This window comes from Clostridioides sp. ZZV14-6153, assembly GCF_020657855.1.
Lineage (GTDB): Bacteria > Bacillota > Clostridia > Peptostreptococcales > Peptostreptococcaceae > Clostridioides.
Genome location: NZ_JAGWCZ010000006.1, coordinates 81,501 through 104,132, shown reverse-complemented (window position 1 = coordinate 104,132; position 22,632 = coordinate 81,501). Strand labels below are relative to the sequence as shown.

Here is a 22,632-nt window from a genome sequence, read left to right as displayed (position 1 = left end):
TAACTCACCTCCTCCTTTTGACTTTATTCAACCAATCTTCAGTACAAATTATATTAAATTAAGTTCCTCATTGTTTAATATTTTCTTAACTGTTCTCATTGAACACATTTTTCCACACATAGTACAACTATCTTCATGAGTAGGAGTTGACTCATCTCTATATCTTTTAGCCTTTTCAGGGTCTATTGCAAGTCTAAACATTTCACACCAGTCTAAATCTGCTCTAGCTTTACTCATTTTGTTATCCCACTCACGAGCTCCTTTAACATTCTTAGCTATATCTCCTGCATGAGCTGCTATTTTAGCAGCTATTATCCCTTCTTTCATATCATCTAAATTAGGTAATCTTAAGTGTTCTGCTGGAGTTACGTAGCATAAAAAATCTACTCCTTTAGCACATGCTAATGCTCCTCCTATTGCACTAGTTATATGGTCATAACCTGGTGCTATATCCGTAACCAATGGTCCAAGAACATAAAAAGGCGCTCCATGACATAGTCTTTTTTCTAACACTACATTTGCTTCTATTTCATCAATAGCCATATGACCAGGGCCTTCTATCATGACTTGTACATTTCTTTCCCATGCTCTTTTAGTAAGCTCTCCTAATACAACAAGTTCTTGAATCTGAACACCATCTGTAGAATCTTTTATACAACCAGGTCTGCAAGCATCTCCTAAACTTAATGTGACATCATATTCTTCACATATATCTAAAATCTTATCAAAATTAGTATAAATAGGATTTTCTTTATTATTTAACTCCATCCAAGCAAATAATAATGAACCTCCTCGAGATACTATATGAGTCAATCTTTCATGATTTTTTATCTTTTGGCAAACACTTCTAGTAAGACCAGCATGTATAGTAATAAAATCAACTCCGTCAATAGCATGTTGTCTTATTACATTTAAAAATTCTTCTTCTGTTATATCCTTTAGTTCTTTTTCTAAATACCCTACTGCATCATACATAGGAACCGAACCTATCATTGCAGGTGACATTTCAACAACTTTTTCTCTAAATTCTCTAGTTTTTCCATAGTTACTTAAATCCATTATTGCTTCAGCTTTCATGTCTATTGCCACTTTAACTTTTTCAAGTTCATTTTCTATATTCTTACAATCTCTTGAAATTCCTAGGTTTACATTTATCTTTGTTCTTAAATTTTTACCTACACCTTCTGCACTTAAGGATTTATGATTTTTGTTAGCAGGTATAACAACTTGTCCCTTTGCTATTAATTCTCTTAATTCATTTACATCTACTTGTTCCTTTTGAGAAACGATTTCCATTTCTTTAGTTATTATGCCTTTTCTAGCAGCATCCATTTGCGTTGTATAATTCATATTACATTCCTCCAAGATTAAAGTTATAGTTTTTAACAATAAAAAAAGTGCTTTTCCTTGTTTTGGAAAGCACTCTTATAATCATATATACACTTAGACAAATTTCTCACTATACAGAATAATTTATCTATTTATATAACAAAATTATATTACAAAGCTTCCCTTCGCAAGCATTATCTTGATCAGGTTATTAGGGTTTGTAAGTTACGGCTTTATCTCTCAGCTAGCCAATTCTAGCGCCCCTAGCTCTAAATTTTTATCATTTTTACAAATTCAGTATAACACAGCAAAAATATTAGTTCAACACAATAATACAAATTTTATATTTTAATCCACCTAACTTTACTCTAATGATACACCTTTTTTCGAATTTTCAAGATAAGTTTTAAGTATTACAGCCCTTATATTTTCATACTTTATTGAATCTGGAAGTTTTCTTTTTATGTTATTTAAATTTTCATAACCTATTTTTTCACACACTTCTAAAATCATTTTCTTTTCATCTTCAGTATAAAAACTTTCTAAATCCAATGTAAATGACATACTCTGCCCATCTTTCACATAATCATATACATATCCAATAACTGTAGATAAGGATACTTCTATTTCTTGGCTAACACTTTGTATGTCCTTCCCTTGATTTAGTAAATCTAATGCTATTTCATTGTTTTTTCTGCTTTCTCCATCTAGTATCAATTTTCTTTTTTTCTTTTTCTCCCAATTAACATCAATATTATTTTCTTTTACATAATGTTTAACTTCATCTAAAATACTAGCCCCATACTTTTCAATTTTTACTTCACCTATACCTGAAATATCCTTTAATTGTTCTTTATCAATGGGATATCTTCCACTTATTTCTTTCAAAGCTTTATTAGTTAAAATCATGTATGGAAGTAATTTTTCTTTTTTAGCATATTCTTCTCGAATATTTATTAGCCTTTCATATAAAGCTTTATCTGTATTAACTTCAAGAAATTCACTATTATCATTCGTTAAATCGATATTTTTTTCTTTATCTTTTTTATTTATATTATTTTTTTCGACATATTCCTTGATTAGTGTTTCAAAATCTTCACCATATTTTTGATATTTAATTTCTCCTACTCCAGATATATTTAGCATTTCTTCTTTATTGACTGGATAACTACTAGACATAGCTCTAAGTGTTCCATCTCCAAAAACCATATATGGAGCTATTTTTTCTTCACTTGCAATTAAGTGTCTTAACTCTCTTAAAGCATTATATAATTCATCTTCTACTTCTAGGGATTTTGTCATTACAATTTCCTTAAATTCTACCTTTGCCTCACCCTTCAAAACTTTCATAGACATATCATTTAATCTTATAGTTGGGTAACTTCCTCTGTTTCCGCTACCTAAAGTTTCGACTAAATCTAAAAACCCATGAGAAACTAATGTATTTATAAAATTCTTCAAGTCTTCACTTGAATAATCTCTCATAATATTATATGTAGACAAAGTATCTAAACCAAGTTGTAAAATTTTTTTGTTTTTAGACCCTCTAAGTACATCTACAATAGTAGTAACACCATAGCTTCTTTTCATTCTAGCTACACATGAAATAACTTTTTGAGCATCTATGGTTTTATCTACTATTTCCCCCTCCACTAGACAATTACTACAGTTATTACAATTTTCTACATGATTTTCCCCAAAATAATTTAATATTGTCTTTCTATAACAAGAATTACTATAGACTAAATCAATCATATTCTGAAGTTTTTTATGTTGAAATAATTTTCTTTCAGGATTTTCAACACCAATATCTATTAAATATTTTTGTATATGTACATCTCCTGGAGAAAATAAAAGTATACATTCACTTTTTTCTCCATCCCTACCAGCTCTCCCTATTTCTTGGTAGTAATTTTCTACACTTTGAGGCATATTATAGTGTATAACCCATCTTATATTGGGCTTATCAATACCCATTCCAAATGCATTTGTTGCTATCATTATATCTATATTATCATTTATAAAATCTTCTTGATTCTTATTTCTTTCATTTTTAGATAAACCTGCATGGTATTTTGATACAGATATATTTCTCTTTGCTAAGCCATTATAGATATTTTCAACTTCTTTTCTAGTAGCTGTATATATAATTCCAGACTCATTTTTATGATTTTGAATATAATCTAAAATATATTTATTTTTACTAGATGATTTTACTATATTTATTGCTAGGTTTTCTCTATCAAACCCTGTTATGTAACAATCTGGACTCTCTAAACACAATAAATTTATTATATCAGCTCTTACCTCTTCTGATGCAGTAGCTGTAAAAGCTGTGACTATGGGTCTTTTAGACAAACTATTGATAAACGTAGAAATCCTTCTATAGCTCAGTCTAAAATCATGTCCCCATTGAGATACACAATGTGCTTCATCTATTGCAATTTGGCTTATGTCATTATTATTTATTAGTTCAAGAAATTCTTGAGTATCTAATCTTTCTGGAGCAATATAAAGTATTTTATAAGTATTTTTTCTAATATTACTTAATATTTCATTAAATTCTTTGTTTCCCAATGAACTATTTATAAAAGCAGCATTGATTCCCATGGCTTTTAAAGCGTCTACTTGGTCTTTCATAAGAGATATAAGTGGTGAAATCACTACTGTCATTCCATCTAATATCAATGCTGGAAGTTGATAACATATAGATTTTCCTCCTCCAGTTGGCATTATAGCTAATACATCTTTTTTATTCAAAATAGAATTTATTATGGACTCTTGGCCTTTTCTAAAACTTGTATATCCATAGTATTTTGATAATATTTCTAAAGGTTTTTTGTTCATATATTTCTCTCCCAATTCAAATTAATTAAACTTCTTTTCTGATTATGTTCAAATTTTTATTTTTATATTCACAATCGCATTATTCCAAAGTTTCTAGCTGTTATATATTATATATTAACATATATTTTTTAAAAAATAGTTTGCAAAGTAAAATAATTTATGATACATTCTAAATATAAAATTAATACTTAATCTTCGGGGTAGGGTGAAATTCCCAATCGGCGGTATAGCCCGCGAGCTGAGTTAAAACTTGGTTGATTTGGTTAAATTCCAAAGCCGACAGTAAAGTCTGGATGGAAGAAGATATATGCTAAATAAGTGTTTTTGTAGAGCATTTATGCAATATTTATTGTAGATTATTCTAGACCCTGAGTTAATTCTCAGGGTTTTTTGTTTGAAAATTATCTAAGTTTAAATAGGAGGTGTAAATATTGTGAAATTTATAAGTCAAAAAGAAAAAGATATTTATTATATGAAAAAAGCTATTGAATTGGCCAAAAATGGAGAAGGTTTTGTAAATCCAAATCCATTAGTGGGATGTGTAATTGTTAAGGATAACGACATAATAGGTAAAGGATATCATGAGAAATTTGGCTCTAATCACGCTGAAATAAATGCTATAAATAGTGCTAATCAAAGTTTAAAAGACACTACTCTTTATGTAAATTTAGAACCATGTTCTCATTATGGCAAAACACCTCCTTGTGTAGATAAAATTATTCAAAATAAGATTAAGAGAGTCGTAATATCTACATTAGACCCAAATCCAATCGTTTGTGGTAATGGAGTAAAAAAACTAAGGGACAATAACATTGATGTTACTGTAGGTGTATTAGAAAAAGAAGCAAAACAATTAAATGAAATATTTTTTTACTACATAAAAACAAAAAAACCTCTTTGTATTGTAAAATCAGCAATAAGTTTAGATGGCAAGATTGCCACAAAATCGCTAGAATCAAAATGGATATCTAATGAATCATCAAGATATCTAAGTCATAAGTATAGAAATAAATATCAATGTATAATGGTTGGGATAAATACAGTTTTAAATGATAATCCGCTGCTAACTTGCAGACTTAACCAGGAAAATGTATCTCACCCTGTAAGAATAATAATAGACACAAATTTAAAATTGCCAGTTGATAGCAAATTAGTTAAAGATAAAAACAGTAAAACTATAGTTTTTACATGTTGTGAAGATAGTGAAAAATCATCAGTTCTAATAAAAAATAATATTGACGTAGTACTTTCTCCTAAAAAAAATAATATGGTAGATTTAGAATTTGTAATGTATAAATTAGGCGAATTAAAAATTGATTCTGTTTTAGTTGAAGGTGGTGCTACACTTAATGACAGTCTATTTAGAAACAATTTAGTTGATAAAGTCAAATTATTTTTATCACCTAAAATTATAGGTGGAAAAGATGCTCCTACTTTCGTTTCTGGAGAGGGAATAAATTACTTATCAGATGCTATACAATTAGAAATTAAGAATGTAACTTTAATAGATGGAGATATTTTGGTGGAGTCTGATGTTTTAAATTAAATTTATAAATATACATGTCTAGGAGGTCAAAATGTTTACTGGCATAGTAGAAGAAGTTGGAATACTTAGAAAAATCACAGCTAATGGCAAAAGTGGAAAAGTCACCATACAATCAAATAAAATACTAGATGGCACAAATCTTGGAGATAGTATTGCTGTAAATGGAGTTTGCTTAACTGTTTCAAGTTTAGGTAAAAATGAATTTACTGCTGATGTCATGATGGAAACAGTTCGTTCCACAAATTTAAGTTCATTAAATCCAAATGATAAAGTAAATCTCGAAAGAGCTATGAGTCTTTCTTCTAGATTTGGTGGACACATAGTAACAGGTCATGTTGATAGTAAAGGTACTATTTGTAAATTTGAAAAAGATGAAAATGCAGTTTTAATAAGCATACAATCATCCAAAGAACTTTTATCAACAATAATACACAAAGGCTCTGTGGCTATTGATGGTGTAAGCCTAACTATAGCTTATCTAGATGATGAAATATTTAAGGTTTCTGTTATACCTCATACTAAATTTAACACTACTCTCTTAACTAAGAATGTTGGAGATTTTGTCAATTTAGAAAGTGATGTAATTGGAAAGTATGTTAATAATTTTCTTGTAAAAAACTATAAGGAATTAAATTCTAATAGTAATAACTATAAATCAAATATAGATAAAGAATTTTTATTTAAAAATGGTTTTTAAAAATAATAAAGGAGTGAATTACATGTTTAATACTATTGAAGAAGCTATTAATGATATCAAAAATGGAAAAATGGTAATCGTAGTTGATGATGAAAGTAGAGAAAATGAAGGAGATTTATTGATGGCAGCTGAAATGGCTACAGCTGAGACAATAAACTTTATGGCTACATATGGTAGAGGACTTATTTGTCTACCTGCTACTGAAGAAAAATTTAAAAGTTTAAATATACCTCTTATGGTTAAAGAAAATACAGACACATTTCAAACGGCATTTACTGTCACTATAGATGGCATAGACACTTTAACAGGTATATCTGCATATGAGAGAGCTGAGACTGTCAAACTATTCTGTAATGAAAGTTCCACAAGTAAAGATTTTAAAACGCCTGGACATGTATTCCCATTAATCGCAAAAACTGGAGGTGTCCTAGTTAGAGATGGTCATACAGAAGCTTCTGTAGACCTTGCTAGACTTGCAGGATTTAAAGAAATTGGTCTTATCTGCGAAATAATGAAAGATGATGGTACAATGGCAAGAGTTGATGATTTAATGATATTTAAAGAAAAACATAATTTAAAAATAATTACTATAAAAGACTTGATAGAATATCGTAAAAGAAATGAAACCACTATAGAAAAAATTTCTAGTGCTTTTCTTCCAACAAAATATGGAAATTTTGAAATCATAGGATATAAAGATATTTATTCAAATGAAGAACACATTGCACTTACTTACGGAAATGTAAATGAAGAAAATACACTAGTTAGACTTCATTCTGAATGTTTAACAGGTGATGTATTTCATTCTTTAAAATGTGATTGTGGCCTACAATTAGAAACTTCTATGAAAAAAATTGTAGAAAATGGGAGTGGTGTTTTAATTTATATGAAACAGGAAGGTAGAGGTATTGGCCTTTTAAATAAAATTAAAGCTTATAAGCTTCAAGAAGAAGGTTATGATACTGTTGAAGCAAATTTAATGCTTGGATTTGAAGAAGATATGAGGGATTTTTATATAGCTGCTCAGATATTAAAAAACTTACATATAAAAAGTATAAATCTTTTAAGTAATAACCCTGACAAAATAAACCAGTTAGAAAAATATGGAATAAAGATTGAACATAGAGTTCCTATTAATGAAGAAATCAATGATTTTAATAAATTATATCTAAAAACTAAGAAGGATAAAATGGGACATCTATTAGATATTATATAGCTAATGGTATTTAATTTTTATTCTACTAAGTAATTTTTATTACAATAATATGTATACATACTAAAAATATAAATTTATAACCTAAATAAAATTGGAGGAAATAAAAATGATATATGAAGGAAAACTTATTGGAAAAGACTTAAAAATAGGTATAATAAACTCTCGTTTTAATGAATTTATAACATCAAAACTTTTATCTGGTGCTCAAGATTGCCTTTTAAGACATGATGTTACTCAGGAAAATATAGAAGTAGTTTGGGTACCTGGAGCTTTTGAGATTCCTCTTGTTGCTCAAAAAATGTCTAAGAATGGTAAGTATGATGCTATAATATGTTTAGGATGTGTTATAAGAGGTGCTACTTCTCATTATGATTATGTATGTAGTGAAGTATCTAAAGGCATTGCAAAAGTATCTTTGGATAATGAATTACCTGTTATATTTGGAATAGTAACAACAGAAAATATTGAACAAGCTATTGAAAGAGCTGGCACAAAAGCCGGAAATAAAGGATATGATTGTGCTATGAATGCACTAGAAATGGCAAACCTATTTAAGGTTCTAGATTAAATACTATTATTGATTAAATAGTGGAAATTAACATAGAGACTATAAAATACTATTAAGTACCAAGATGGCAAAGCATATTTGTCTTTTGGTACTTAATAATTTTAAACATGATTATATATGAAACTGCAATAACTCTATTAGTAAAGGATATTGAAACATAGTTTTCTACATAGTTACTTAAAAGAATATTTTGTTTAGAAAAAATTAGTTTTCTACATCCTAATTGAGTGAAAAACTCTTGTAATATTCTTATGTCTATACTTAATGCGTCATCTGAGATTAATACATACAAAGTTGCTTTCTTAATAGAAACTTTGGTTTGTACATTTCTAATATAGTTTTCAACATCACCTTCAAATAGATAGTGATAAAATGGTACATTTGGTATAGGCTGTATTGAAAAGGATATTCTCTCCTTTAAATCATTATCTTTATGATAAAACATAAAACAAGCACGGCATACTACAACAATATACTCATTCTTACTGAACAATTTATCTCCCTCTCCCCTAAAATATAAGTTAATAATTAGAAATACTTTTAAAAGCCTAAAATAACTACAAATATAACTCTGAATATAAAATACCATAAATTCGCATATATTACTATCAAAGCTATCGTTTTTATTTATAGCATATATTAATGTTATATTAATTATCTATTTTATTATTTTCTCGATTAATTATACAATATAATTAAGTAAGCAATAATAAACTATAAATGAACACCATAATTTAATGGTTGTTTATTGAATATTTATGGGGGACTGAATTATGAAAACAAGTTCAATACAAAATTTAACACTAGAAAAACGTAACCTTATAAAAAAATATTCTCTTACTTTGAATGAAGATTTAATTTGGGAATTTAAACACGATAAATACCACACTATAAAATACTTCACACACAAGTTTGCAGTTAAAGAATCTGTGCTTGCTCTTTTATTCAACATACACAGATTATGTTATGCTAAAATAAAATACTTTGAATCAAATTTTTCAAAATATGAACCTTATAAATACAGTTATCAAGAAGGATTTGTTAAATGTGAAATATATGATATGAGTTTTATGCTGCATAAATATAGCAATATGATGATAGACTTAAGAAATTTACAAGAAATCAAAAATATAGAAGAGTTTAGATTATTTTGTGATTACTTAGAAAGTTTTGAAGATAACTTACAAGATTTGATTGTGTAGTATTTAAAAATATAAGTTTTAATATAGGATTTATAATAATTAAATTGTATTTAAATACTAAAAACTTTTAATAAAATATAAAGTACTTGAGATAAAAAAATATTACTGAAATTAAAAATTCCAGTAATATAAGTTAACTAAAATACTATATTCATATAAATTAAATACACTCTAATCTATCAAAATTACTTTATAATTTTTATAATACTTTTTATCCTAAACGTTCATCAGATAATTCATTGTGCCACTCTGATACATTTTCTAATCCTTCTATTTCATCTGCAATAAATACAGGATCTTTTATTCCAGATTTTTTTTGACTTGTATAATCTTTTAAAGCAATAAATGCGTACTTACCTAAAAGAGTTATTGCTATTAAGTTTATTATAGCCATCAGTGCCATAAATAAATCTGCTAAATTCCAAACTACCTCTACTTGAGTAAGAGAACCAAATAAAACCATACCTACAACAAAAACTCTAAATACATTAAGTTTAGTTTTACTTCCACTCATAAACTCCATATTTGATTCTCCATAGTAATAATTTCCTACTATAGAACTAAATGCAAATAAGAATATACAAACTGCTATAAAAATATTTCCTATTGGTCCTATATGGTGAGTTAAAGCTTCTTGAGCTAATTCAATTCCTGTTGCTCCACTACTAGCATAATCTGAATATAATAATACCATGAATGCTGTACAACTACATATAATTATAGTATCTGTAAAAACACCTAGAGATTGGATTAAACCTTGTTTTACAGGATGAGTTACATGTGCTGTTGCAGCAGCATTAGGCGCACTACCCATACCTGCTTCATTAGAAAATAAGCCTCTTTTTACTCCAGTCATTACAACTCCCATAAATGTACCAATTGCCATTCCTCTAAAATCAAATGCGCTTTCTACTATTAATGATATAATTCCTGGTATTTCTGTTATATTCATTACAACTATAGCTAAAGCAACTAATATGTATAATCCTGCAAATACAGGAACTATTATTTCTGAAACTTTTGCTATTCTATGAACACCACCAAAAATAACTATTGCTGTTAAAATTCCAAGACCTATTCCCATAGCCATTTTACTTATACCAAATGCATTATTAAATGCCAATGAAACAGTATTTGCTTGAACTGCATTAAATACAAATCCATAACAGATAGTTATAAGTATTGAAAATAAAACACCCATCCATCTTTTATTTAAACCTTGTTCCATATAATAAGCTGGTCCACCTCTAAAAGCTGGTCCATTCTTAACTTTATAAATTTGAGCTAATGTACTCTCCACAAAACTTGAAGCAGAACCAATTAATGCTATAAGCCACATCCAAAATACAGCACCAGGACCTCCTGCTACTACTGCAATTGCTATTCCTGCTATATTTCCAGTACCAACTCTTGAAGATGTACTTATACAAAAGGCTTGAAATGAAGATATTTTTCCTTCTTTTTTTGCATTTTTATTTGCTGCACCATCACCTAAAAGCCTAAACATTTCTATAAAATATCTGAATTGTACAAAATTTGTTTTAATAGTAAAGTAAATACCAATTACAACTAACATTATAATTAGAATATAAGACCATAAGTAATTGTTTACAAATACTACCGCATTATTAATGCCCGTTAAAATACCATTTAAAAAATCCATTTTATTAATTACCCCCTGTTAATATTGTTTTCTCAATAAATCTTAAAATCAAAAAAATGCATAATTCCTTGTGAAAAATTCATTAATTTAATTATAATATTTATAAATTTAAATTACAAGGTTTAAAGTGAATAATTTGTTTGATAAATTGCAGTTTTATCTTTAAATTCAACTTTATTCTATTAATTTTATAATTTAGATATAATTAATATTTTATATTGCTTATCAAATACAATAAATTATACTTTTGGAGTATATTTTTTCGTTTGTCGTTTAATATTATAAGTAATGATATGATTTTAAAATTTATTTAAATAACAAAAATTTTCTTTAAATTCTGTTAATTTTTCGAAAACTTTGTTAAATAATATACTTTTATACATCCATTGAAAAAACTAGAAAAAAGTAATACTATATATAGTACTAGCATTAGACACAAAAGAATACAAATGGAGGTACTTATATTATGGAATTTCAACAAATAATAGCTATATGTATATTTTTAATAGTTATGGCAGCTATTATTACAGAAAAGGTAAACAGATCTGTAGCAGCTGTTGGTGGTGCACTATTAATGATAATCTTCAATATACTTACACTTGATGAAGGATTAAGCCATATAGACTTCAATACTATTGGAGTATTAGTTGGTATGATGCTATTTGTTGCTGTTGTTAAAAACTCAGGGCTATTTGAATATATAGCTATTTGGACTGCAAAAAAAGCTAAAGGTGATCCATGGAGAATAATGATTTGTTTTGCTATTATAACAGCCATTTTATCTGCTGTATTAGATAATGTTACTACTGTTTTACTTATAGGGCCAATGACTATAGTTATTACACAAATTTTGGGACTTAATCCAGTTCCATTTTTAATAACACAAATTTTAGCTTCAAATATCGGAGGTACATCTACTCTTATAGGTGACCCTCCAAATATTATGATTGGTAGTGCTGCCAATCTTAGTTTCATGGATTTTGTGATAAATTTAGGACCTGCTGTTATAGTAATACTTATTATAACAATAATATGTTTTAAATTTATTTATGGAAAAGAACTTGTTGTGGATGATAAAGCCAAAGAAGTAATATTAAAACTTGATGAAAAAAAATCTATTAAAGATAAACCCTTACTTATAAAAAGTCTTCTTTTAATAGCATTTATACTCTTTGGTTTTATGTTTCATAGCACAATCCATATAGATTCTTCTGTTGTAGCATTAACTGGTGCATCTATAATGCTTCTTATAGGAAAACAAGATGTAGATGAAATTATGGCAGGTATTGAATGGTCCACAATATTATTCTTTATGGGATTATTTGTAGTAGTTGGTGGATTAGTAGAAGTGGGTATAATAAATAAATTAGCTCAAGCATTAATTGGACTTACAGAGGGCCATATTGTATTTACGATGTTATTAATATTATGGTTATCAGCAATAGTTTCTTCATTCTTAGATAATATTCCTTTTGTTGCAACATTAATTCCACTTATTTTGACTATGCAGGCTGAAGGAATTGATGTAATGCCACTATGGTGGGCAACATCTCTTGGAGCTTGTCTTGGAGGTAATGGGACACTTATTGGAGCCTCTGCCAATGTTGTACTAGCAGGTATAGGTAATAAGCATGGTCATCCTATATCTTTTAAAGAGTATTTTAAGATAGGTTTTCCACTTATGATTATATCTATTATTATATCTACTGTTTATTTAATTATAAAATTTTAGAAAATATAGTATAATAGTATTAAAGGGGATGTGTATATATGAATATTAATACTGTTCAAGGAGATTCAATTGAAGTTCTTTTAAGACAACTTGGAGCTACAAAAATATCAAAAGTAAGTAGTACATTATATTTTATCAAGTTTGATTTAGGAGACAACTGGGAAATATCTTATACTTATAATATTAATGCTAAAGATCAATATTTTTTACAAAGAATTGAACCATATCCTATTGGTAGAGGTCTGTTTAATGATGAATATGAAATAATATCATTTATATCAAAGGATTTAAACAAATTTCTAAATGCTAAAAATAGTAGTAACTTTAAAACGTTTGTTGAAGTTACTAGAAAAGTCAATTCTATTATTGATAATGTAGAAGAATTATTTTTAAACTATAATGTAGATGGAGATGATTTAAAAACACTCAATAAAGAACTTAATGATATATTAAATGATATTAACTATATAGAAAAGCATACAAAGAAAATCTAAAGTAAGATACTTATAAATTTAAGATTATATAAAAAACTTTGTACAACTTCAAAATTTAATACGAAAGATGAAGAATCTTATTTGTTAAAATGATAAAATAGCTGATGAAGCATATGTTTCATCAGCTATCTTGTTTTTAATGATGTCCACATCCATCATGTGAACAAGTATGATTTGATGGAAATTCTACTAATTTCCCATCTTTAAGTAAGTCCAAATTACCACTGATAGTATCAGATTCAGCTCTATAAACTTTTATTCCCATACTATTTAATTTAACTATGGCACCTTGCCCTATTCCTCCAACTACCACTGCATCTACAATTGTACCTGATAATGCTTTTATTGGTTGACACTTTCCATGTTCATGACCTAAATCTCCATTGTCTAAAGATTTAACTTCTCCACTTTCTAAATCACACACAACAAAGATTGGTGCAGAACCAAAATGACCATATGGTTTACTATCTAATCCTTTATTTTCTTCTACTGGTATACATACTTTCATTATTATTTCTCCCTTCTCTTACAACATTTTTTCATAGATTTACATTCTTTACTGCATCCTAGATGTATTGTATTTACATCAAATACATCTATAAAGCTTTCACTAGAATTACTTAACATAGAATTTATAAAATCCATACATATGTTAAACACTTCTTTGTTAATATGATATAAGACATAGTATCCTTCTTTATATCCTGTTATTATGCCAACTTCTTTTAATATTTTTATATGTTGTGAAACAGCAGAATCCGAAATTCCTAAATATTTAGAAATTCCTTTTTGGCAGATATTTCTTTTAGATACTAATATAAGTATGTTAAGTCTAGTTTCATCACTCAATGCTTTAAATATTTTAACCAAATTTTCCATAAATACCTCTTTTTGATTAAGTAATTACTTAATTAAATTATAGTACTCTTAATTAGATTTTTCAACTATTATTTTTAAATTTTGGAACTTATTATAAATAATTCTAATTATTTCTATATATATTTCAATTGTTAGTTTAAATCTATCAAAATAAACACACCTAGAGATACATTTCTAAGATATCTCGAAAGGAAATAATAATATACAAATAAAAAACTGTCTAAAATAATATAATTATTTTAGACAGTTTTTTATTTGTATATTTAAAAATTTACTTACTAGTTATATTAAGCTCTTTTTAATTTATCCAGATAATAAACAGCATTTAATGCTGCTATTTGTCCTTGCCCAGCTGCTTTGATATAAGAATATGGTTTACCTACACAGTCTCCTGCAGCAAAACATCCTTCTATATTAGTTTTCATATTATTGTCAACCTTGATATGGATACCATCAATTTCTATTCCAGGAATCAACGTACTTGGAGCTGTACTATCTTTTATAACGAATACTCCATCAACTTCAATGTGATTTTCTTTAAAAGATATCTTATTTACAAGTTTATCTCCATCTATTTGCACTGGTCTATCGTGTATAATCTCAATAGAATCATCTAAATTATCTGAACTTCTCATAAGGTTTTCCTTTTTATACATAGGTATAAAATAAGTTTTTGAAGTAAGTTCACTTAAAAAATTCGCCTCTTCTTTAGATTCTTCATTATATCCTATGACTGCTACTTTTTTATTTCTATAAAGTGGTGCATCGCATGTAGCACAATACCCTACTCCTCTTCCTAGAAATTCTTCTTCACCTTTTATTGGTCTAGTATATTCTACACCAGTCGCAAGGATTACAGTAGTAGCTTCATATATATCATTTCCAGACATTATTGCAAAGTATTCTCCCATAGCATAAATATTATTTATTCTTTTATTTTCAATTGAAATATCCATGTTATCTATATGCGATTTAAATTTGTCTTTTAATTCATCTCCACTTATATCATAAAAACCTAAATAATTATCTATTGAAGGAGCTTTAACAAGCTTATTGCTTAAATTATCATTGCCAAACATAATCATTGTTTTATTTCTTATTTTTGCATTTATAGCAGCAGATAATCCTGCTGGACCACTACCTATTATAGCTATGTCATATCTCATAATATTCACCTATTTTTTATAAATATGATTTTACTTTCATTTCAATTTTGTTCTTAGGCATAAATCCAATTAGAGTTTCAACTGGCTCTCCATCTTTAAATATAATCATAGTTGGTACTGTAGATACACTAAATTGTTGAGCTATTTCTAGGCTTTCATCTATATCAACTTTTACAAATCTAGCTTTGTCTTTCATCTCTTCACCTAATTCTACAAATACAGGTCCTAACATATTACAAGGTCCACACCAAGTTGCAAAGAAATCTACTACAACTACTCCTTTACTACCTTCAACACTACTTCTAAATTCAGATGTATTTATAACTTTTGCCATTTTTTTAATCCTCCTAAAAATTTATTATCCTTATAATTATACTATGAAATTTATAAATATAATTTTACTTTTATAAATTCTTTTATATTTTATTTTATACTAATTAGTATACCCATTCTTTATTTGTAAAAACAGATTTTTTATATTTTTATTATTTTAATTTTTTTGGTATTGATATTTCAAATGTAGTTCCAATGCCTATATCAGAAGTTACATCTATTTCAATAGACAAATTCAAGCTAATCATATGCGCTATTGAAAGGCCTATTCCAGAACCTTCTAAATCTTTATTTCTCACATTTTCACTTCTAAAAAATCTGTCAAATATAAAAGGTATTTCTTCTTTTTTTATACCTATACCAGTATCTCTTATAATTAATGTTACTTCATCTTCCACATCTTCTTTTAATTCTAATACTATCTCATCACCTAGTTTAGTATATTTAAAAGCATTATCAATAAAAATTAATATAAGTTGTCTCAATTTATTTTTATCTGTTATTATAACTTTATTCTTTAATTCAGAGTGAAATGTAAATTTTTTTTCTTGAAATTCAGCAATATCTACATAATCCTCTGATATTTCTTCTAGTAATTTTTCTAAATCAATTTCCTCCAAATTAACTTTAACAATAGAATCTTCCTTAGTAAGAGATAGTAAATCTGTTATCATCTTTTTAAGTCTTCTAGTTTCTTTCATTGCAGTAGCTATTGTTTCAACTTCATCATTTACTGTATTTTCTGGAGATTTTAACATACTTTCTAATTTTGATGAAACTATTGTTATTGGAGTCCTTAACTCATGTGAAGCATCTTGTATAAATTTAGCTTGGTTCCTCCAAGCAGTCTCTATTGGAATTAATGCTTTGCGAGTAAGATATACAGCTACAAAGTACGTGATTATAACAGAAATTAGTATTCCAATTATAAGTACAGATGTCAACTGTTTTAAAGAATTCATCTCTGAGTCAATGTTTCTGATTATTTGTATCTGATATCTGCCCATATCCACATTTAATTCTCTAAATGTATAACCATTTTCTGTATATTTAAAAAATGTATTTTTCTTATCTAGTCTTCTGTCTGGAAGTAATTCATCAAAATATTCATTTTGAGTATAGTAACTTATTCTGTCATCTTCATAGACATATACCATATCTTTAGGGTCTTTAAGTCTTATTGGGTTTAAAAATGAGGTTTTCTTAAATTGAGAAACTATATACTCCAGTTCATCATTGATTTCACTATCAATTCCACTATATGTAAGACCTCTAAAATATGAATATATAAATATAGAAAATATTATTAAAAAACTACCCACTACAACAATGTACATTTTTATTAAATGGTTTTTAGTGCTGGTGAATACATTCTTATTTATCATCGAATATGTATCCTACTTTACGCTTAGTTTTAATATATTTATCATATCCATATTTACTTAGTTTTTTTCTCAGATTGCTTACATATACCTCTACTATTTCAATAGTTGCATCTGAATCAATTCCCCATATTCTATCATAAATCTGTTCTTTTAATAGAATCGAACCTTTATTTAAAACAAAATATTCCAATAAGTTAAACTGTTTGTTTTGAAGTTTTATTTCTTCTTTTTCAATATACACTCTTTTTTCTAATGTATCCAGATATAAAGATTTAAATTCTAATCCATTTCTTTCTTTTATTTTTCCATTAGTCCTCAATATGGCATATACTCTTGCTACTAGTTCCTCCATATAAAAAGGTTTTGTCAAATAATCATTGGCTCCTATAGTAAATGCTTCTACTTTATCGTCTAATGCTTCTTTGGCGGTCAATATAAGTACAGGTGTATCTATATTATTGATTCTCATTTTCTTCAAAATATCAATTCCATTTATATTAGGAAGCATTAAATCTAAGATAACTAAATCATATATATTTTGATTTATTAAATATAATGCTTCTTCTCCATCTTCACATTTTTCAGTTTCAAAATGAGTACTAAGTTCTTCTACTACACTTTCTAAAAGCACCCTATTATCTTCAACTATCAAAACCTTCATAAATATCCCCTACCTTTATTTGTCTATCTTGACTTTATGAGATTTCAAATCAATATCTACATTTGCCTTTTCTTTTATATCATCATAAGTATATCCTACTATTTCAACATTCTTTGCTTTTGTTGAACATGTTATATCTATATCTGTTTCTTCTGAAGCCTTTAAAACTTTGTATGATGGTACACGACTTACTGTTAAGTATTCTCCATTATCATTAACTTCCGCTGTCTTAAGGATAATATTCCCCAAATCTTTTGATGATGAATTCTTTACTTTTATTTGATATGTGATTCCCTCTTTTGACTCATTTACTTTTTTAAGTTCTGAAGTAGATAATACTTCATACTGACTACTATTTTCTAGCTTAATCTTATTATTTCTTATATCAATAGTATTTTTTTTTAAATTAACATATACAATTTTACCCTCTGCTTCATATTCATATGCATAGACTTCTACACTTTTAGCAAAAGTTTTATGTCCACATTCTACATAAGCTACTTTTCCAGGCATTAAAGTCATATCTAACAGAGATTTACTATCAGATGAAGTAATTTTTTTATTTGCATCGTATTCATTATATATTAGTTCAACATTTGATATATTAAATGTTGAATTATTTTCTATCTTTGTGGATGTATCTATTTTTCCATCTTCAGCTATATTTATAATATCTGTTGCTCCTATATTCAATACTTTTGCATTGTCCTTATCTATTGTCACTTCATTGTTGTCTTCTGCTTGAATCTCAACTGAATCAGAATGTTCTTTTTCCCTTTTACATGCAGTCAGTGTAAAAATAAATATTGTTAATATAATCATTAAAAAAATTAATTTTTTTACTATTTTATTCATATTAAGCACCTCATATAGTAGTATTTTATAGTAGATTTTTATATTTTTTCATGAATTCCTTCAATGCTTGTGTAAGTATTTGGTGTTTTTCAAAATTTGAGTTGCTACATAATCTTTCAAAGTCACTCCAAGTTTCTTTATCTATACGTATTCTTGTTGTTTTTAATTCACTTAAAGATTCATTATCTATATGTACATCTTTTTTATTAGATATTTTTTTAGGTTTTATATTATAATCCTTCACTTCTAAATACCAATCATACACTTCACAAAGCTTATCTAAATCTTCTTGAGTTATATTTATTTTTCTGTCTTTTTTAGGTTTAATATTTTTTCTTACCTTTGTATTTTTTAAATCTGTGTCGTTAAACTCAATTTGTTCAATACTCTTATCTAAAACCTTTTCATTAGATTTCTTCTTTTTGGTGCTTACCTTTTTTATATTATTAATGTTATCTTCCTTAGTTTTTTCTTTATCTAAATCTTCTTTATACTTTAATTCGTCTTTTAATATGTATTTACCTTTTTCTGACTTATATCCTTTTTTATTTAAAAAAGTTCTTAAAGTACTTTGACTAATTTTTAAATTTTGAGCTATCTCTGTAAATTTTATTCCTTTATTTTGAAGCTCTAAAAATTTATCAATTCTTTCTTCATTATTCATTAATACTCCTCCGTCAATATCTTCTTGTCTTTCTTTTCATATTTCTTATTATATTCTTCTTTTCTAAATCTACTCTGTTTGATTCAATTATCTTTTGTAACATTTTATTATAAGTAAAATCATCTAAATTGTTGTTTTTTATATAAAGAAGTGTTTCTTCTTCATACTTAACAAAACAAATTGATAATAGCCATGCCATACCCATTTTAACATAATATTCTTCACTTTGTATATTGTTACAGTATTCAAAGATATCTTTAATATATTCATCATCAACATAATATATTAAAAACATAACTAATGCAAATCTAATCTCCCACAGATTTTCTGAACAAACATATTTTTTTAGTATATCATACATGTATTCTTTATAATTATTTGTACTCTTTAGTCCAGAACAAAATCCATCACAAATTGCCCAATTACTTATTTTAGGTACAAACTTTTTTATATAATATGAAATTTCTTCAAAATTACTATTTATATTACCAATCACCATACCTTGTAACATAACTTCTTCATAATAAGTATCTTCTGCTACTTCTAAAAATTCTTTCCAGTTACCTTTACTTATTTCTTTTGACAACTTTCTTAAATTGGGAATTCTAATACCTATTATATTTTCTGTCCCTGGTATAAGTTTCTTATTAAAATCTCTATACTTAATATCTTGCATAGATTTCATATACTCTAAAAATTCGGTATATTCCAATTTATCCCATTTTTCCCTACTAAGCATCATTTATTTACTCCTTAGTTCCTTTTTTCTTATTGTAACATAAAATTATATAAAAAAAAGCTTCTAACTATCAGAAGCTTTTTCAAAAATATACTAAATTTTTCAATTTAAAATTTAAATTAAATTAAGATTTACTACAACATAATATCTCTTTAGAAAACCTTACTAATCTCCTACACCGAAGTCTGTATTATTGTACAAAACTTCTATATTTGGATTTTCATTTAAGAATTCATACTTATTAATAAACCATTTAACCAGCTCTTCATCTCTTTTTATTTTAGAAGAATTGTTTATAAAAACATTCACAGTTGCTTTTTCAAAAGTATTTAAAATAATATCTATATCATTATCTATCATTTCTTTAGTCTGTCCTTTAATTCCAACCATAATACAAGGTGAATCAAAATATTCTTTTACCTCTTCTGGAGTTTTAAATCTTGCATTTTTATTTAAAAAATTATTTCTAAAATCATAATCAAATGTTTCAACCCCAATTTTAAATATTATAGGTATTTCAAAATAATCTCTCATTTCCTTTAGTCTATTTTTGTAGGACCAATGACTTTCTAAGAATAGTTTTTTTATATTTTTTTCTTTTATAATCTTCTTTATTCTCTCTAAAGTATCTTTAGGTATTTCAAAACAGCTACCGGAATTTATGACTTCAAGAACTCCATATGTTCCAGTTATATTTTTTAAAACTTCAAAATTTAATTTGTTCATTTCTTCTTCCAAATTAGAATTATCATCTATATAATCACAAAAAGAACATCTTCCCCATATACATGGAAAGCTTTTTAGTAAAACTATTTCTCTTTGATTTTTATTTATTATCTCACTATATCTATCCATATTCTCTCCTATCTTTCTCCAGTTAATGATACTTTTAAAGTCTTTGGAACTGCATTTAGTCCTAAATTTACCAAAACAAGCGCAATTAATTTATCTGTATAATCTGTGAACACTTGAGTTATAAACACACTAAATACATCTCCAAACCCTAGTACTTTTAAAATTTGAACTATATAAGAAGAACCAGATGATGTAACACCTCCAAACAAAAAAGCTGAAATTACTGAACTTACTATAGATGTTGGTATGGCAAATAACAATACTCCTAATGGAGTTTTTAGACCAGTTAAGAATTTCTTTTTAAAAGCAATACCAGCAAGTAATCCTGTTGATATCTGGACTGGTGCAAAATAAAGAGAATATACATCAAATGTAACCCCACTTATTAAACTTCCAAACACGCCTGTAATAACAGCATATTTAGGTCCCAAAAGTGAAGCTATCATTATAGTTCCTATTGAATCTAAATATATAGGTAATCTTAGTCCCATAGCTATAAATGCACCTACTATATTTATAGAAATACCAAAGGCTATAAGTGTAATAGTTTTGACACATATTTTTCTTTTCACACTATATCACTCCTTCCACAGAGTCTATAATGTTTTCATATCCTTTAAAAAGTCTTTTTAAAAACATGTACATAAATTTCTTTTCATCAACCTCATTTAGAATAATCGCATTAGCATGTTTTTTGTAGAAATCAAATGAATCTACTATAGATTGCCCCATAGCTATTCCATCTTCCACAATTTCTACATATGATTCAAATCCCTTACATATACTTCTATCTATAAAATATGCTACTGCTAGAGGGTCATTTATTACACAACCTATTATTCCTTCTTGTTCCCAATGAAAATCAATATAAAATCTAGTGATTTCAGTTATATACTTAGCCATTTTTTCATCAAGTCTATTTATAAACTCAATAATATTAGGAGTAAGTACAATTTTTCTAGTTACATCCAAACATACCATGTGAATTTTTTTAGATAAATTCTTGTAAACATAATCCGCTCCATGTGGGTCTACCCAATAGTTAAACTCTGCTACTGGAGAACAGTTTCCATGAATTTTAAATGCTCCTCCCATAGATACAAATTCATCAAGATTTTCAAAGGCTTTTTTATCTTTCATAAGTGCTTTAGCTATGTTTGTAAGTGGTGCAAGTGCTATTATAGATACTTTTTCATGATTATGTAAAGTATTTATTATAAAATCTACTGCTCCATTTCTTGCTTTAACCTCTGTCACTTTTTGATAAAAATTTTCTCCTATACCATCTTCTCCATGTGTATCTTGAGCTGTTACAAGTGTTCTTTTTAGTGGTGCTTCTTCTCCTATATATACTGGAATATTTAGTGAAGAACACATTTGAAGTGTTTTTAGTGCATTTTCTGCACCTACATTTGCTGGTACGTTACCACAGCATGTGGTAATTCCAAGTACTTCTAGCTCTGGTGAGTTTAAAGCCAGAAGGATTGCCAAAGAATCATCAATTCCTGGGTCACAATCAATTATTACTTTTCTTTTTTCCATATTACTATCCTCCTTGATTTGTGGTCGAGGAGAACTACACATCTTTTTTCCACTTTCAAAAAGGTGTGTCTAAGGGTATTAATTATATACTGCCACTATATAATTCCTTAGTTTTTTATACTTGGAGTTCTCGAACAAGTACAGATGTTAAGTTTAGTTATGATTTTAAGTTATTTATTATAACATGTCAATCAACTAGAACCTTTCAAACACCTGATTTACTAACTACAAAAACTCTGTTTGTAGTTTAAAAGAATTT

23 protein-coding genes and 3 riboswitches are annotated in these 22,632 nt (G+C 27.2%); of the genes, 7 read left to right on the top strand and 16 right to left on the bottom strand.

What is annotated here, in order from left to right; translation table 11 throughout:
• Window positions 1–48: 48 nt before the first annotated feature.
• Window positions 49–1,350 (bottom strand): phosphomethylpyrimidine synthase ThiC, encoded by a 1,302-nt coding sequence (gene thiC, locus KGF46_RS09625; protein ID WP_227433195.1) that lies wholly within the window; start codon window positions 1,348–1,350, stop codon window positions 49–51.
• A 142-nt stretch (window positions 1,351–1,492) separates the two neighbouring features.
• Window positions 1,493–1,604: riboswitch (TPP riboswitch) on the bottom strand.
• Window positions 1,605–1,692: 88 nt separating this feature from the next.
• Window positions 1,693–4,176: a DNA helicase RecQ gene (recQ, locus tag KGF46_RS09620; RefSeq protein ID WP_227828418.1), complete on the bottom strand. Its 2,484-nt coding sequence runs from the start codon at window positions 4,174–4,176 to the stop codon at window positions 1,693–1,695.
• Between the two features lie 187 nt (window positions 4,177–4,363).
• Window positions 4,364–4,485: riboswitch (FMN riboswitch) on the top strand.
• A 124-nt stretch (window positions 4,486–4,609) separates the two neighbouring features.
• On the opposite strand from recQ, the gene ribD reads away from it, so the two are divergent.
• The 4 genes from ribD to ribE all read left to right on the top strand — a co-directional run bounded on the left by ribD (window position 4,610) and on the right by ribE (window position 8,203).
• Complete coding sequence (gene ribD / locus KGF46_RS09615; protein ID WP_227828417.1) at window positions 4,610–5,722, top strand: bifunctional diaminohydroxyphosphoribosylaminopyrimidine deaminase/5-amino-6-(5-phosphoribosylamino)uracil reductase RibD; 1,113 nt, start codon at window positions 4,610–4,612, stop codon at window positions 5,720–5,722.
• Window positions 5,723–5,753: 31 nt separating this feature from the next.
• Complete coding sequence (locus KGF46_RS09610; protein WP_227828416.1) at window positions 5,754–6,419, top strand: riboflavin synthase; 666 nt, start codon at window positions 5,754–5,756, stop codon at window positions 6,417–6,419.
• Window positions 6,420–6,441: 22 nt separating this feature from the next.
• A complete protein-coding gene (locus KGF46_RS09605; protein WP_227828415.1) occupies window positions 6,442–7,635 on the top strand; it encodes a bifunctional 3,4-dihydroxy-2-butanone-4-phosphate synthase/GTP cyclohydrolase II in 1,194 nt (397 codons plus the stop codon).
• Window positions 7,636–7,741: 106 nt separating this feature from the next.
• A complete protein-coding gene (gene ribE / locus KGF46_RS09600; protein WP_227483246.1) occupies window positions 7,742–8,203 on the top strand; it encodes a 6,7-dimethyl-8-ribityllumazine synthase in 462 nt (153 codons plus the stop codon).
• A gap of 52 nt (window positions 8,204–8,255) precedes the next feature.
• Here the strand turns inward: ribE and KGF46_RS09595 are convergent, their stop codons facing one another.
• Window positions 8,256–8,696, bottom strand: coding sequence for a hypothetical protein (locus KGF46_RS09595; RefSeq protein WP_227828414.1), 441 nt, complete (start codon window positions 8,694–8,696; stop codon window positions 8,256–8,258).
• Window positions 8,697–8,976: 280 nt separating this feature from the next.
• On the opposite strand from KGF46_RS09595, the gene KGF46_RS09590 reads away from it, so the two are divergent.
• Window positions 8,977–9,405 carry a hypothetical protein gene (locus tag KGF46_RS09590; protein ID WP_227828413.1) on the top strand — a complete coding sequence of 143 codons (429 nt, stop codon included), beginning with the start codon at window positions 8,977–8,979 and terminating at the stop codon, window positions 9,403–9,405.
• 211 nt (window positions 9,406–9,616) lie between these two features.
• Here the strand turns inward: KGF46_RS09590 and KGF46_RS09585 are convergent, their stop codons facing one another.
• On the bottom strand, window positions 9,617–11,068 hold the full coding sequence (locus KGF46_RS09585) for an alanine/glycine:cation symporter family protein (RefSeq protein WP_227828412.1): 1,452 nt from the start codon (window positions 11,066–11,068) through the stop codon (window positions 9,617–9,619).
• Window positions 11,069–11,534: 466 nt separating this feature from the next.
• Here KGF46_RS09585 and KGF46_RS09580 point away from each other — a divergent pair, with 466 nt between their 5' ends.
• Window positions 11,535–12,800 (top strand): ArsB/NhaD family transporter, encoded by a 1,266-nt coding sequence (locus tag KGF46_RS09580; protein WP_227433187.1) that lies wholly within the window; start codon window positions 11,535–11,537, stop codon window positions 12,798–12,800.
• Window positions 12,801–12,838: 38 nt separating this feature from the next.
• Window positions 12,839–13,294: a hypothetical protein gene (locus KGF46_RS09575; RefSeq protein ID WP_227433186.1), complete on the top strand. Its 456-nt coding sequence runs from the start codon at window positions 12,839–12,841 to the stop codon at window positions 13,292–13,294.
• Window positions 13,295–13,430: 136 nt separating this feature from the next.
• On the opposite strand, the gene KGF46_RS09570 is transcribed toward KGF46_RS09575, so the two are convergent.
• The 12 genes from KGF46_RS09570 to KGF46_RS09515 form a co-directional block, all read right to left on the bottom strand.
• Window positions 13,431–13,802, bottom strand: coding sequence for a NifB/NifX family molybdenum-iron cluster-binding protein (locus tag KGF46_RS09570; RefSeq protein WP_227828411.1), 372 nt, complete (start codon window positions 13,800–13,802; stop codon window positions 13,431–13,433).
• Window positions 13,803–13,804: 2 nt separating this feature from the next.
• Entirely contained in the window at window positions 13,805–14,173 is a 369-nt protein-coding gene (locus KGF46_RS09565) for an ArsR/SmtB family transcription factor (protein WP_227828410.1), read from the bottom strand.
• 287 nt (window positions 14,174–14,460) lie between these two features.
• Complete coding sequence (locus KGF46_RS09560) at window positions 14,461–15,339, bottom strand: NAD(P)/FAD-dependent oxidoreductase (RefSeq protein ID WP_227828409.1); 879 nt, start codon at window positions 15,337–15,339, stop codon at window positions 14,461–14,463.
• 16 nt (window positions 15,340–15,355) lie between these two features.
• Window positions 15,356–15,673, bottom strand: a complete 318-nt coding sequence (gene trxA / locus KGF46_RS09555) for a thioredoxin (protein WP_227828408.1) — start codon at window positions 15,671–15,673, stop codon at window positions 15,356–15,358.
• Window positions 15,674–15,824: 151 nt separating this feature from the next.
• Complete coding sequence (locus tag KGF46_RS09550) at window positions 15,825–17,057, bottom strand: sensor histidine kinase (RefSeq protein ID WP_227828407.1); 1,233 nt, start codon at window positions 17,055–17,057, stop codon at window positions 15,825–15,827.
• Window positions 17,047–17,718 carry a response regulator transcription factor gene (locus KGF46_RS09545; RefSeq protein WP_227828406.1) on the bottom strand — a complete coding sequence of 224 codons (672 nt, stop codon included), beginning with the start codon at window positions 17,716–17,718 and terminating at the stop codon, window positions 17,047–17,049. The genes KGF46_RS09550 and KGF46_RS09545 overlap by 11 nt, the downstream gene beginning before the upstream one ends.
• Before the next feature lie 15 nt (window positions 17,719–17,733).
• Window positions 17,734–18,573, bottom strand: a complete 840-nt coding sequence (locus KGF46_RS09540) for a hypothetical protein (RefSeq protein ID WP_227828405.1) — start codon at window positions 18,571–18,573, stop codon at window positions 17,734–17,736.
• Between the two features lie 25 nt (window positions 18,574–18,598).
• Window positions 18,599–19,237, bottom strand: a complete 639-nt coding sequence (locus KGF46_RS09535) for a DNA-binding protein (protein ID WP_227828404.1) — start codon at window positions 19,235–19,237, stop codon at window positions 18,599–18,601.
• A 13-nt stretch (window positions 19,238–19,250) separates the two neighbouring features.
• Window positions 19,251–19,979, bottom strand: coding sequence for a DNA alkylation repair protein (locus KGF46_RS09530; RefSeq protein ID WP_227828403.1), 729 nt, complete (start codon window positions 19,977–19,979; stop codon window positions 19,251–19,253).
• A gap of 162 nt (window positions 19,980–20,141) precedes the next feature.
• Window positions 20,142–20,831: a radical SAM protein gene (locus KGF46_RS09525; protein ID WP_227828402.1), complete on the bottom strand. Its 690-nt coding sequence runs from the start codon at window positions 20,829–20,831 to the stop codon at window positions 20,142–20,144.
• Window positions 20,832–20,839: 8 nt separating this feature from the next.
• Window positions 20,840–21,403 (bottom strand): ECF transporter S component, encoded by a 564-nt coding sequence (locus tag KGF46_RS09520; RefSeq protein WP_227861949.1) that lies wholly within the window; start codon window positions 21,401–21,403, stop codon window positions 20,840–20,842.
• A 1-nt stretch (window position 21,404) separates the two neighbouring features.
• The gene (locus KGF46_RS09515; protein ID WP_227828400.1) at window positions 21,405–22,373 is read right to left on the bottom strand and encodes a nucleoside hydrolase; all 969 of its coding nucleotides are present in this window, start codon (window positions 22,371–22,373) and stop codon (window positions 21,405–21,407) included.
• A gap of 101 nt (window positions 22,374–22,474) precedes the next feature.
• Window positions 22,475–22,518: riboswitch (PreQ1 riboswitch) on the bottom strand.
• Window positions 22,519–22,632: the final 114 nt, after the last annotated feature.